This window comes from Rouxiella chamberiensis, from assembly GCF_026967475.1.
GTDB classification, from domain to species: Bacteria; Pseudomonadota; Gammaproteobacteria; order Enterobacterales; family Enterobacteriaceae; genus Rouxiella; species Rouxiella chamberiensis.
The window spans coordinates 669,409-682,084 of record NZ_CP114058.1; the positions used below are offsets into that span (position 1 = coordinate 669,409).

The 12,676-nt window shown below is 50.6% G+C and carries 10 protein-coding genes and 2 pseudogenes; 4 read left to right on the forward strand and 8 right to left on the reverse strand.

Annotated features, from left to right (window positions below):
• Positions 1-17 precede the first annotated feature (17 nt).
• Positions 18-923, reverse strand: coding sequence for a ribokinase (locus O1V66_RS03210; RefSeq protein WP_052673386.1), 906 nt, complete (start codon positions 921-923; stop codon positions 18-20).
• A 20-nt stretch (positions 924-943) separates the two neighbouring features.
• A complete protein-coding gene (locus O1V66_RS03215; RefSeq protein WP_269128078.1) occupies positions 944-1,690 on the reverse strand; it encodes an SIS domain-containing protein in 747 nt (248 codons plus the stop codon).
• Positions 1,691-2,112: 422 nt separating this feature from the next.
• On the opposite strand from O1V66_RS03215, the gene O1V66_RS03220 reads away from it, so the two are divergent.
• Both O1V66_RS03220 and O1V66_RS03225 read left to right on the forward strand, forming a co-directional pair.
• Positions 2,113-3,072 carry a sugar phosphate isomerase/epimerase family protein gene (locus O1V66_RS03220; RefSeq protein WP_269128079.1) on the forward strand — a complete coding sequence of 320 codons (960 nt, stop codon included), beginning with the start codon at positions 2,113-2,115 and terminating at the stop codon, positions 3,070-3,072.
• 83 nt (positions 3,073-3,155) lie between these two features.
• Entirely contained in the window at positions 3,156-4,391 is a 1,236-nt protein-coding gene (locus O1V66_RS03225; RefSeq protein ID WP_045047193.1) for an MFS transporter, read from the forward strand.
• 50 nt (positions 4,392-4,441) lie between these two features.
• On the opposite strand, the gene O1V66_RS03230 is transcribed toward O1V66_RS03225, so the two are convergent.
• Complete coding sequence (locus tag O1V66_RS03230; protein WP_269128080.1) at positions 4,442-5,125, reverse strand: zinc-binding metallopeptidase family protein; 684 nt, start codon at positions 5,123-5,125, stop codon at positions 4,442-4,444.
• Between the two features lie 145 nt (positions 5,126-5,270).
• The gene (locus O1V66_RS03235; RefSeq protein WP_269128081.1) at positions 5,271-5,921 is read right to left on the reverse strand and encodes a M20/M25/M40 family metallo-hydrolase; all 651 of its coding nucleotides are present in this window, start codon (positions 5,919-5,921) and stop codon (positions 5,271-5,273) included.
• Between the two features lie 196 nt (positions 5,922-6,117).
• Here O1V66_RS03235 and O1V66_RS03240 point away from each other — a divergent pair, with 196 nt between their 5' ends.
• Entirely contained in the window at positions 6,118-6,570 is a 453-nt protein-coding gene (locus O1V66_RS03240; RefSeq protein ID WP_045047191.1) for a GNAT family N-acetyltransferase, read from the forward strand.
• A 240-nt stretch (positions 6,571-6,810) separates the two neighbouring features.
• The gene (locus O1V66_RS03245) at positions 6,811-7,248 is read left to right on the forward strand and encodes a VOC family protein (RefSeq protein WP_269128082.1); all 438 of its coding nucleotides are present in this window, start codon (positions 6,811-6,813) and stop codon (positions 7,246-7,248) included.
• A 70-nt stretch (positions 7,249-7,318) separates the two neighbouring features.
• Here the strand turns inward: O1V66_RS03245 and O1V66_RS03250 are convergent.
• From O1V66_RS03250 to otsB, 4 genes and pseudogenes are all read right to left on the reverse strand, one after another.
• A pseudogene (locus O1V66_RS03250) lies at positions 7,319-7,646 on the reverse strand (gamma-glutamylcyclotransferase family protein).
• A gap of 128 nt (positions 7,647-7,774) precedes the next feature.
• Positions 7,775-9,405 (reverse strand): annotated as a pseudogene (locus O1V66_RS03255) (alpha,alpha-trehalase).
• Between the two features lie 303 nt (positions 9,406-9,708).
• Complete coding sequence (gene otsA, locus O1V66_RS03260) at positions 9,709-11,133, reverse strand: alpha,alpha-trehalose-phosphate synthase (protein WP_045047187.1); 1,425 nt, start codon at positions 11,131-11,133, stop codon at positions 9,709-9,711.
• Positions 11,130-11,930, reverse strand: a complete 801-nt coding sequence (gene otsB / locus O1V66_RS03265) for a trehalose-phosphatase (protein WP_045047186.1) — start codon at positions 11,928-11,930, stop codon at positions 11,130-11,132. Before otsB ends, otsA begins: the two co-directional genes overlap by 4 nt.
• Between the last annotated feature and the right edge of the window lie 746 nt (positions 11,931-12,676).

Genomic DNA, 12,676 nt, shown 5'->3' on the forward strand with positions numbered 1-12,676 from the left:
CAGAGCAACGCGCGGGTTCAGGCGACGCAGGGTTGCAGGTCGTTAATATAGGGGAAAGAGCCCTGACCGCCATAATTCTGCACCGAGAAGGCGCTGACCTGCGAGGCAAAGGCGATGGAGTCGGCAAGCGGGAGACGCTTGATGATGCCGTAAGCCAGTGCGCCAATATAGGAATCCCCGGCACCGGTCGTATCGACCACGGCCGCGCATTTAACCGCCGGAAAGTGGCCGTTTTCATCATCGGCCACCACCACCGAGCCCTTCTCGCCGAGTGTCACAATCACCGCCTTTCTGACTTCGCTGCGCAACGCGTGGGCCGCCTTGAGGGCTTGCTGTGGCGTCTCTACCGTATAGCCCAGCATAAACGACGCCTCGGTTTCATTAACCACCAGATAATCAATCTGATTCAGAAGGGCACGTTCGATATCGCGGGCAGGCGCGTTGTTCAATAACAGCGTACAGCCAAACTGACGGGCCTTTTCAATCGTGAGCGCCACCACGTCGGGGGCGATTTCAGATTGCAGAATAACCAGCGGCGCGTCGACAAAGAAGGCGTCTTTGATATCCTCGACCGCCAGCGCATAATTGGCACCTTTGATGATGGTGCTGCAATAGTCGCCGCTTTGCAGAATCTGTACCAATCCCAGCCCCGACGCGCCCTGACGTTTGATATCGATGCAGGAAACCTGATTCTCTTTCAGCGAGTTCAGCAGCTCGGTGCCAAAGAGATCATCGCCCACACAGCCGACCATATTAACCTTCAGCCCGAGACGTGCGCATTGCACGGCCTGATTGCCGCCCTTGCCGCCCGGCATTTGCAGCAGGCCTTCACCGGTAAAGGTTTCACCGATTAACGGCAGGCGTGCCTGTTTAACCAGGATATCGAAGTTCAAACTTCCCACAACCAGAACGTCAGTTTTCATCACAATTTCCCTAATCAAATTTAAACGCGTTTCGCCAGCACGGAATCGCGTGTCTTATGCAAGTTGGCCTGGCTTTTTTGACCGCGCTCGTTGGCCAGGATGGTGAACAGCGCATCAAGAATATTCAGATGCACAATTCGGGTTGAGGCGTTCTCTCCGGTAATAGGATTATTTTTAACGGAGGAGACAATCGCGTGATCGGAAACCAGCGTCACGGGGCTGTTTAAATAGTTGGTAATACAGACCGTACTGGCGCCATTGGCACGCGCCGATTTCAGCATATGGAAAACGTCGGAAGTTTTGCCCGAATGAGAGATGCCGATGGCGATATCGCCCGGCTGCATCAGTGCGGCCGACATCTGCTGCATATGCGAGTCGTAATAAACGTTGGAGAAAATACCTATCTTCAAAAGCTTATGATGAAAGTCGGAGCACAGGGCGCTCGAGCCTCCACAGCCGGTTAATATCAGTTTGTTCTTCTCGTCGAAATTAATCAGCAGCTGCGCCACCTGATTAAAGACGGTGGAATTAATCAGGCTCAGGGATTCCTGCAACGCGAAAATGGAGTTCATTACCGTACGCTCAAGCACATCTTCATAGCGACCGGGGGCATACACCTCGTGTTGAAGGTTTTCCTCTTCCAGCGGATTTATCTGGCTTATCGAGTGTTTCAGCTCGTGAAAACCGTTGCAGCCTAGTTTCTTGGAGACTTTGGTAATACTGGCCACGCTGACCTTCAAAAAGGTCGAGACATCATTAATGCGCATCGATGAAATAACGTCTGGATTATTCTCGATGAAATGCGCGATGGATCGCTCTTTTTACCCAGCGTGGGAGCGAGCGTCTTGGCATAAAGCAATATTTCCCTGCCGGTTAAAGTCTGCTGCATGGTATTTAATTTCCAGGAGGGCCCGAAAGTATTGAGTAAAAGAATTATTTTACTTAAGGGCGGGGTTAGGAACTTTAGTAATACGGTAGCATGCTTCAACACCTTAAAAGTGTTATCTAAATCACGGTTATGGTGTTTAAATCCATCTTTTTTACTTTTCCATTTTACTCAGAGTAAAATTTTTACCGTCTATTTTACTGTAATAAAAAACTTTAAGTGTTAGACCGCATTTCTATTTTGCATTGCCTTTGCCTTGCATTATAAGTATCGACGTCGTCAAAAATGCTAAGGAATTTTATTATGAAGTTTTCATCACGAATTAATTCGTTCAAATCACGACCAGAACTCTTTTTCGATAAAGATAAAATCGATACCGTTGATTTAATTAAACGCATGGCGTCGGTAAAAGGATTGACTCACGTCGAGCTGAATTATCCGGAGCACTTCCAGAACAACACGCTAAACGAGATAAGGGATGCCATCGAATCCTCCTCATTGCAGTTGGGTGGCATTGCGCTGCGTTATCAGAAACATTTCAACGAAGGCGAGTTCAGCAATCCTGATGCGGCAATTCGTGAAAAAGCCATCGACATCACGATGGAAGCGGTGAATGTCTGCCGTGAACTGGGCGGTGAGACGGTGACGCTGTGGTTTGCCAACGACGGTTTCGACTACCCGGTTCAACTCGATTACGAGCGCGCCTACAAAGATACCGTCGAGGCGATTAAACGCGTAACCTCCGCCAATCCGGACATCACGTTCAGCTTCGAGTACAAACCTTACGAGCCGAGAACCTTCTCTCTGATTGGTGATGTCTGCGCGACGCTGATGCTGATTGACGATGTCGGTCAGAAAAACCTCGGCATTACCCTCGACTTCTGCCATATGATCATGAAAAAAGAGAATCCCGCCTATTCTCTGTTCCTGTCTGCGCAGCGAAACCGTCTGGTCGGATTCCATTTAAATGATGGTTATGGACATTTTGACGACGGTTTGATGCTGGGTACAGTGCATTTGCTGCAAACGCTGGAATATATCTATTACGCGAAAAAATATAAATTTGATGGTCTGGTTTATTTCGATACTTTCCCAAGCCGTGAAGACCCGGTTAGAGAGTGTGAACAAAATATCAAAATGTATAATGCTTTGGCCGATTATATTGATTCAGTGTCGCTTGAAGAAATCGACGCCATTATTAAATCGCAAGATGCGATTAAAATACAAAGCCTGCTGTTATCGCTCATAACAAATAAAGCGTAAAATGCCGCAATAGCGATATTGGCAGAATACCCTCATTTCATGATCTCTTGATAGACATTGTGCACGCAATGTCTGGAGGCCATATGTTAGATAGAATAGGCTTACCTTCAAATTTACTGTGGGGCTATATCGGCCTCACGCTTTTTATGGTCGGGGATGGCGTCGAGCAGGCCTGGATTTCTTTATATCTGGTAGATAAAGGATTGCAGGTTTCCGATGCTTCGTTTCTCTTGACCTTTTACGGGGTAACTGTAACCTTGGCCGCCTGGTTGTCGGGCGTGCTGGTGCAAACGCTTGGCCCGCGAAAAGTAATGCTTTATGGGTTGCTGGCTTTTGTGATTGGCAGCCTCGGCTTTATCGGGCTGGGTATGCCGACGCTCAATATGGCGGTCATGATCCCGTTCTACGCCATTCGCGGGCTGGGTTATCCGCTGTTTGCCTACTCATTCCTGATTTGGATCAACTACAGTTCGCCCATTGAAAAGCGTGCCACCGCCGTGGGCTGGTTCTGGTTTACCTTTTCGCTGGGTCTGAGCGTGATGGGGCCGTATTTATCTTCACTGCTGCTGCCGATGATGGGGCATATCAATGTGCTGTGGATGGGCTGTGTTTTTGTGATAATCGGTTCTGTGCTGGCGATTTTTGCCAATAAGGATAGGGTGCCGGCCGACGAGATCCATCCTTTCTCGCTGACCGAGTTACTCAGCTGCATCACGATTCTCAAAAGACCGCGCATTGCGACCGGGCTGGTGGTGAAATCGATCAACGGCATTGCGCAATATGGATTGGCGGTGTTCCTGCCTGTCTATCTGGCGAAGTTTGGTTATAGCCAGACCGAGTGGCTGCATATGTGGTCGGCAGTCTTTGTGGTGGCGATTTTTGCCAATCTGTTCTTTGGTTTCTTCGGCGACAAGTTTGGTTGGCGCAATACTATCATGTGGATTGGCGGCGTCTGTTATGCCATTGTGCTGATGCTGATTTGGCTGACACCGCAATATGCCGGGCACAATTTCTACCTGATGACTTTCGTGCTATGCCTGTGCGGCGTGACGATGGCCGGTTATGTGCCGCTTTCGGCGCTGTTCCCGCTGCTTGCACCCGACAACAAAGGCGCAGCGATGTCTGTACTGAATCTGGGTGCGGGTCTGGGCGCTTTTCTGGCTCCAGCCATTGCGGGCGTATTCTATGCTCCGCTCGGCGCGGGCGGCGTGTTGGCGATTTACGCTGGCCTGTATATTTTGAGTGCCGTTCTCACGCCGTTCCTCAAAACGCCTGAAGAGATTGAAGGACAGGTCGTGTTGAAAAACAAGACGATTTAATGCAAGACCATAAAAACGCGCCGAAGATGCCAATTCTTCGGCGCGTTTTTTTATGACTGTTCGGCGAGGTGGCGATCGAGTCGGACAAGCGCCAGCAGATAAACCGGCAGGGCATTCAGCAGCGTGGGCAGATGCAGCGTTTCATCCGCGCCATGCGGCAATCCGTGGCCTTCGGGCAGGAAATCGGGTGCATTTTCCGCGGTACGCGCATAGCCCGGCCCAAAGGTGATGGCACGTGGCAGCACCTTGGAATGCGTCACGCCCCCATTGAATAAGGCGCGTCGTGGCGCTCCGTTATCTGATTCCAGGTGTCTTGCAGGAGCCTCAGCACAGGGTCGCTTTCCGGCCAGTAAAACGGCGGCACATCGCGCAACGCAGCCTGAATCACGATGTCGCCCCCATTCGGCGAGCTGTCGTTGTAACGTATTGAGGATCTCCGGACCTTTTGTGGTGACGGGATAGCGAATATCTGAATGAATCAACAAGGTATTTTCGGTGGAAGACTGCCAGTAGCCGCCATTGAGGGTCAGCTTGCCGGACGGCGTATCTTCAAGGGCCAGATTCGCCCCTTCGCCAAACGGCGAAACAAAGAGGCGGGCCAGACTGCTTGCCAGTTGATGCTCGCGCGTAGACAGCAACTCAAGCTGCACCAGTGCCGAAAGCAGCACCGGCGCGGCATTGAGGGTGGGGTCGGGGAAAGCCGCATGACCGGCCTTGCCTTTTGCAATCAGCAATACTCCCTTATCGGTTTTCCGGGCGCTGATTCTGCCCGTTGCCGGACCCTGCAACGCAGCGATTTTCTGCTCAAGCGCCGTAGTAAGGGCAATATCGAGCAGAATCTCTGCGTGCGCCGGGACACTGTTACTGGCATTACCCGCGCTAAGGCCCGCCAGTAACGCCAGCCTCTTTCACTTCAAGCGTGAAACTGATTTGGCCCTTTTGCGCAAAGTTGACCGGGAATTTACCGTCGGTAACGATCGACAGGCGCGGAACAGGACCCTTTTCGGCAAACCAGCGCAGATCCGCCATATTGGTTTCTTCCGCCAGGCCATAAATAATGCGCAGATTATGATGCAAAGGGATCTTGAGATCGCGAATAAGCTTTAACAGATACAGGTCGAGAATGGCCGGACCTTTGTTGTCCGACACGCCGCGACCTATCAGGAAATCGTCGCGACGAGTCAGAGAAAAGGGCGGGTAGGTCCAGTTTTCACCGGCAGGCACCACATCGAGATGACTGACCAGACCAATATCCTGCGCGTGATCGCCAAAGATTATCGAACCGGCATAACCTTCGTGTTCTTCTGTACGAAAGCCTGCCTGTTTCGCCAGATTCAACGCATGGTCGAGCACCTTGACGCATTCGGGACCAAAGGGCGCGCCGGGTTTGGCTAAATCGGCACGACTGATACTCGGGATGGCGACCCATTGTGCCAATTCACCTATCAGCTGTTCTTTATGTTGCGAAATCCAGGGTTCGACCTGCGAGAGTAATGCTTTTTCCTGTTCATTTAATGGCGCTGTCATCATTATCCTCCTCATGGTATTTCCCTCAGGGTAAACCAATGTTCGTCAACCCTTTAGTTAGATTCCTGCTATGTTTTGCCAGTGCGAACGAAAGCCTGACTCGCCCGGAGAGTGGCAATAAAATTTTCGGTAATATATTTTATTGAGTCAGAATTTTATTAACGGCTCATTTATCTTTTTATGGTATGGAATAATCGTCATGATTTCTGTTCAAAGAGAAGATCCCGCATCGCCTGATTCGCAGGTTTTAATTGAAGCATTGTCTGCCGTGCTGGCTGAAATTACGGGCGATAGCGGAAAGCGTCATTTCAATGCCGAGGACCTTGCCTGTGAAAAAGCCGTATGGGCGGTGGCAAGGAATAAAAGTCATGAAGCGCTGGGCTGTGGCGCTATACGCCCACTCTCCAATGACGTGGCGGAATTGAAGAGAATGTATGCCGATGGGCGTTATCCCGGTACAGGCGCTGCATTACTGGCTTTTCTGGAGCGTGCCGCGGCGGAATTAGGTTATCGGGAAGTGTGGCTCGAGACGCGCCATATTAATCGTCGAGCGGTAGCGTTTTATCTAAAACATGGCTATCGGCAGAGAGCCAATTACGGGCCTTATGTAGGGCGCGACGAAGCCGTCTGTTTTTCTAAATCGCTTGGGTAGAGAAGGGCGATGTATTCGATGAGTTAATCGGTAGAGTAATGACCCGTTTGTGCTCGACATGTTGTAGTCGTCGACAGGCCTTGTCGCTGCTATTGATGCCCAGAGAGAAAGCCATATCGGCGGAAAAGCCATGCTTGTTGTGTCTGTGAGCTTATAGGCAGCAACGCAGCGCTCGAACGTTATTTTCTGAGAATGTCGAATTTATGGCGACCGCTTCAGATTATTAATACCGGTGTTTAAATGGCGGGCATAACGTTAATATCAAAGATTACCCCCGTAACTAGAGGTATCTCTCTTATGCCGGAAACGACAGCAAACTTATTCGCGTCATCCTTTGTTATTGCGGTACCCGATCTTGAAAAAAGTGCGGCGTATTTTCGGGATGCGCTCGGCTTTACCCTCGAATGGCCCGACGGGCTGGGCTGGCAGTTGGCTTCGCGCGGTGCGGTAAAAGTCATGCTGGGGCATTCACCGGATGTTTCAAGACCTGCCAGCCTCGGCGATCATAATTATTTCGGCTATTTCAACACTGATGAGGTGGATGCGCTTTATCAGGAATTTGTTGCCTCGGGAGCCATTATTCTTCAACCGCCAGCCGATAAACCCCACGGCATGCGAGAATTCACGATAGCGACGCCAGACGGCCACAGGATGATGATCGGGCAGGAAATTTCATAAGTTATTTCCTGCCCAAAAAAGGTCGAAGATTTTGAAGATCACACAGGCCGCGCTCGCGGCCCTCATCCATTCAGGCTTTCAGCCTATAGATACACGACTGATGAGTACGGCCATCCTGGGTCACGACATCAACGGGTACCCGTTCATAGCCTTCGCCTTCGAAGTCATCAAGAATGTGCCAGTTGGCCGTCAGATTTTCTGAAAAGAAGATGAAGCCGTCAACGCGGTTGCCGCTGTCATCCAGAACAATGCCCGGAAACCCCATTTCAGCTCCCCAGCCTTTGTTCAACAGAGAGCCGCCAACATGGCCTGCTTCAAATTGACCGCCGATGCCTTCAAGAAACATGGGCATTGGGGCGACCGGGTCCCAGCGTTCCATACACAAACAAACTTTCCATTTCAGCTCCTGTTTTCGCAACGAAGAGTGACTATACCGAAACAGTCTGCGGGTTTGAATTTGAATTAAAAAAGCCACCTCCCGGTGGCTGTACACAGTTTTTTACGGCAGAGAGAACGTTAATGGCGATCAATCGTAATTTTCGCCATACAGGCCAATGAGTCGACGAACCACGCCATTGGTCCAGCCAAATCCGTCCTGAAGCGGGTATTCACCCCCGCCGCCCTCTTTGGCATCATCGCCTGAGATGTGGTATTTCTCGATAAGTTTATGGTGTTCCTGATAAAAACTGTTTACCGTTCTTAACCAGTTACGGGCAATTTCATCGCCAAGTGCATCATTGCCATACATTTTGAAGCCCTGAATACCCATCCATTGCAGCGGTGCCCAACCGTTGGGTTTGTCCCACTGTTCGCCGGTTTCATATTCGGTGGCCATGATGCCGCCTTTGGTCAGCAGGCGTTCGCGCACGACTTCCGCCAGACGATCGGCCTGTTTGTGCGTGGCGAGACCCACATACAGCGGCACGACGCAGGCTGCCGAGAACAGCGCCATCTCTTGACGGTGCCAGTCGTAATCACGAAAACAGCCTTGCTCGTCGTCCCACATATAGCGGTTGACGGCATCGCGACGAGCTTCCGCCTTCTGGCGATACAGGTTTTCAGAATCTTTATCGCCTTCCAGCGTCGAAATATTGGCTATCGCATTTTCCAGCTTGTAGAGAAATGCATTGAGATCGATAGGCAGATACTGCGTGGTGCGGATGCTTGCCAGGCGATCTTTGTCGCGCAGCCAGCGCGACGAGTAGTCCCAACCCGAAGCCGCACCGGCGCGCAGGTCACGATAGACCTCATTGGCAGGTCGGCTCGAATGTTTCGCCGTTTCAATATCTTCACGCCATGATTCGTCGCGCGGCGTGTCCCTGTCGTCCCAATAGCGGTTAAGCAGTTCGCCGTCCGGCATTCTGACCACATGACGATAGGCCTGATTCGGCGCCAGTGACTCCGCACCGTCCATCCAGAATTCGTGCTCTTTCTTTAGATGTTCCAGATAACGACGAGCACCACGAACACCGTCTTCCTCAAAGAGTTCCACCATCAGGGCAAAGACGGGCGGCTGGGAACGGCTGAGATAATAGGTGCGGTTGCCGTTGGGAATATGTCCATAGATTTCAATCAGCCAGGCAAAGTTGTCCGCCATGGTTTTCAGTAAATCATGGCGTCCACTTTCGGCAAGGCCGAGCATGGAAAAATAGGAATCCCAGTAATAGGTTTCGCTAAAGCGCCCGCCAGGGACAATATAAGCCTGCGGCAAAGTCAGCAGGGATGACCACGGAATATGGTGCTCTGGTTCGCGCGTCAGGATAGGCCAGAGATTGTCGATGTGCTCTTTGAGCGAATCTTGAGGATTGGGAACATAGTCGCTGCCGTAGTGTTTCGGCATCCAGAAATGTTTGTCCACAAACCGCTTCAGGTCGAATTTCGGATGCTTTTTCACTTTCCGATAGCGGATTAGAATATCGAGCGGATCCATTTTCGGAGCGCAGTCTGGAAATGTTTTGCTGTCATCAAAAATATGCGAAGACTGAACACTTTCAAAGAGTTCAAGATAACGGTCTGCTGGCGTCAGGGCATCGGAAGGGGTAACCCCTCGATCATTTCCGGTTCCGGCTCGGCATCCATCATTCTTTCCAAAATCAACTCGAGCGGCTCAAGTTCAAATTGGTTATTGTTATCGTTTTCTAATTCCACTGGTTCCATAATCTGTAAATTAGAGTTGTGCATAAGCTACAAACCTCTTCATTGCGTCATAAAAAAACGGGATCTTTCCCGAGCTGCTCTCCTTTAAGTGTAGACTTTTGCTCCATCATCAACAGCAAGAGTGTGTTTTTCGTCACATTCCTAGTCGTGAACGAAAAACGCAAAAACTTATAACTATTTGTGATGTAGGTGAAAAGTCACGAAATATGAGTTGGGCGCTACGGCGAAAATACGCGGATTCGTTTGCAACTATATATGAACAGCCCCGATTTCGGGGCTGTTATAAAGGGGAAAACGCAAATATCAGGAAGTGGCGACTTCGGCGGGGGTATCCTGTCCGTTTCCATGTAACGGAATATGCTGTAAATCTTCGGTGAAGCGGCGACTCCAGTGCGCGATGTCATTCTTGCGCAGTAACGCCATCATTTCGTCATAGCGGGCTTTGCGTTCTTCCAGCGGCATGGTCAGCGCCTGATTCAGCGCGGCGGCCACTTCGTCACGGTCGTAAGGATTGACAATCAGCGCGGCGGTCAACTCGTTGGCGGCACCTGCAAAGCGGGAGAGCACCAGCACGCCCGGGTCATCGGGGTTCTGCGCCGCCACATACTCTTTGGCAACCAGATTCATGCCGTCGCGAAGTGGCGTTACCAGCCCCACATCGGTCAAGCGGAAGAGCTTCATCAGCAGACGGCGGTCAAAGTGCTGATTAAGATAAAACAGCGGCGTACCGTTCAGGGTGCCGTATTTGCCGTTTATGCGGCCCACTTCCATTTCAAGCTGGTGGCGGAGATCCTGATAGGCAAGCACTTCTCCGCGCGAGGTTGGGGCAATCTGCGAATAGCGCACGTTCCCGCGATGCTGCGGAAAGTTTTCAAGCAATGCTTCGAAAGCCAGAAAACGCTCCGGCAAACCTTTGGTGTAATCCAGACGTTCGCAGGAGATAATATTCTGCGCGTCACCCAGCTCTTTTTTCATTGCTGCCATCTTCGGCGGCAACGGACCTTCCGCCATCTCCTTGATGCTGTCCGGCGCGATGCCGATAGGATACACCTCGGTTCTGAACGTGTTTCCATAAGCGCGGTGATGCTTCTCGCCGAGCTCTTCATACTCGTTCTGCTGGACAAGGTTTTCGACAAAGGCGTTGCGGTCGGCTTCGGTCTGGAACCCCAGCAGATCGTATTCGGCCATCATTTTCAGCAATTCCTGATGCGTTGGCAGCGCATTAAAGACTTCCGGGGTCGGGAAGGGGATATGCAGGAAGAAACCAATTCGGTTAGTGACGCCGATTTTACGCAAGGCCGCGGCGAAAGGCAGCAGGTGATAGTCGTGGATCCACAACACGTCATCCGGTTTGATCAGACTTTGCAGTTTTTTCGCCAGCATGTCATTGACCTGACAATAGACGTCCCAGGCTTCGCGCTGAAATTGCACTAAATCGATGCGGTAATGGAAGGCGGGCCAAAGAACGGCATTCGAGAACTGGCAGTAATAAAGATCGTAATCATTTTGATTCAAGGGAAGCGAGGCGTAGGTAATACCATCATTTTCCAGCAAATTCAGATCATCATCTTCTTCACCGGAAATCTCGCTAATTTCTCCGTTCCAGCCAAACCACAGCCCGCCGGTAGTTTTCAATGCGTCCAATACGCCAACGGCCAGACCGCCAGCGGATGATTTCGACCCATCAGGAATAGCGACACGGTTAGATACGACAACCAGACGACTCATAACGTAAACTCCTTACCTATTTTATCTTGTTGTAATTGTAATAAAAGTTGCGCAATCCAGTCGTAGACGTCTGTGACCTCGGCAAGCCGGAAGGCGGCATTCGTCGAACCTTCTCCTACCTTGACCGAAATACCTTGCAGCGCATTGACTGTCTGAAATCCTTTTTCATCTGTCAGATCGTCACCGACAAAAACGGGAATACGCCCGTGAAAAGGCGCATGTTGCATAAAGGTTTTGATGGCTGCGCCCTTGTCCGTGCCGTGCGGTTTGATTTCGACCACACATTTGCCGGGCTGCAACGTCAGGGCGGCGAACTGCGCGACGGCTGATTCCGCCAGTGCCAGCACGTTTTTCTCGAACTGCGGAGCCTGGCGATAATGAAGTGCGAAGGCCATGCCTTTGGCTTCAAGAAGGGTGCCCGGCAGCGCTTTCATGCCGTCTTCAAGCATTTGACGCAACGGTTCGGCAACGTCGGCAGGTAATTCGACGCGGTGCAGATTATTGGCCGCATCGCGTAGTTCGGCACCATGCACACCGGCGAGAGGCAGGACAAGCGGCGCGGCCAGCGTGTCCAGTTGCGAAATAGGGCGACCCGAAACCAGCGCAAGCGCGCCTTCACAATGGTCGGCGAGTTTTTGCAGGTTATGACGTGCATCGAGAGGGATTGTGACGGCATCCGGCTCAGGCTGGATTGCGGCGAGCGTTCCATCAACATCGAAGAAGAAGGCATATTTGCTGCTGTCTACGGCGAGAAGGGGCGGCGCATCGTGGTTAACATCCGTTAAAGCGGTGGTCAAAATAGTTCCTCCTGTTGGTACTGACCTTATTGTCTCGGGGAACTGGAAATCTTTGCTACCGAGTGCAGAACATCGTAAACCGCGAGGGCGAACTGCATGACAATGCGTCAGTACGGGTATTAATTTGCCAGCTAAACTCTCATTTTGTGAGAGAAATAACGCTAATATTTGTATAAATATTTGACACTTTTTATTAAGTGTAGACGTTTGCACGCATTTTTACCAAGTTGCCATGCCGGTTTCGAGGGCAGAATAGTCTCAAATGCATATTGGCTAAAATGGTAGATTAGACTGTCACCAGTAGGATTTTGGGTATTAATGTGAGGCAATAACTCAAATACCCAAATGCAGGCGTGATATTTACGAATAAAGGCAGAAGGTTGTCTACAGATAATCCCTAAGCCTAGCTTCAAGCCTGAAAAACAATAAGAATCGCTGCTGAGAATATCGTTGCAATTACGCTGTATTAAATAGGCGAATGCTTTATTTGAACATGCCGAAAACTAACGCATAGAGTTCAAGAAATAAGCTGGGTATTATTTGTGCATTGAGTGAACGTTAATTCCTATATGCGCTACTCGTTGGAGCTGACAATTCCAGGTGAAAGGTAAACACAACTCGAGTGCGCCAAAATTTGGTGGAAAAGACCAGAAAGACTAAAAAGCAAAAAGCAAAAAGCAAAAAGCAAAAAGCCCGCTCAAGTTTCCTTGAGCGGGCTTCTCTAATTTGGCTCCTCTGACTGGGAT

Excerpts from the sequence above, each read along its gene's own strand:
- O1V66_RS03210 (WP_052673386.1), bottom strand. The coding sequence starts at position 923 with ATGAAAACTGACGTTCTGGTTGTGGGAAGTTTGAACTTCGATATCCTG.
- O1V66_RS03215 (WP_269128078.1), bottom strand. The coding sequence starts at position 1,690 with ATGCGCATTAATGATGTCTCGACCTTTTTGAAGGTCAGCGTGGCCAGT.
- O1V66_RS03220 (WP_269128079.1), top strand. The coding sequence starts at position 2,113 with ATGAAGTTTTCATCACGAATTAATTCGTTCAAATCACGACCAGAACTC.
- O1V66_RS03225 (WP_045047193.1), top strand. The coding sequence starts at position 3,156 with ATGTTAGATAGAATAGGCTTACCTTCAAATTTACTGTGGGGCTATATC.
- O1V66_RS03235 (WP_269128081.1), bottom strand. The coding sequence starts at position 5,921 with ATGATGACAGCGCCATTAAATGAACAGGAAAAAGCATTACTCTCGCAG.
- O1V66_RS03240 (WP_045047191.1), top strand. The coding sequence starts at position 6,118 with ATGATTTCTGTTCAAAGAGAAGATCCCGCATCGCCTGATTCGCAGGTT.
- O1V66_RS03245 (WP_269128082.1), top strand. The coding sequence starts at position 6,811 with ATGGCGGGCATAACGTTAATATCAAAGATTACCCCCGTAACTAGAGGT.
- otsA (WP_045047187.1), bottom strand. The coding sequence starts at position 11,133 with ATGAGTCGTCTGGTTGTCGTATCTAACCGTGTCGCTATTCCTGATGGG.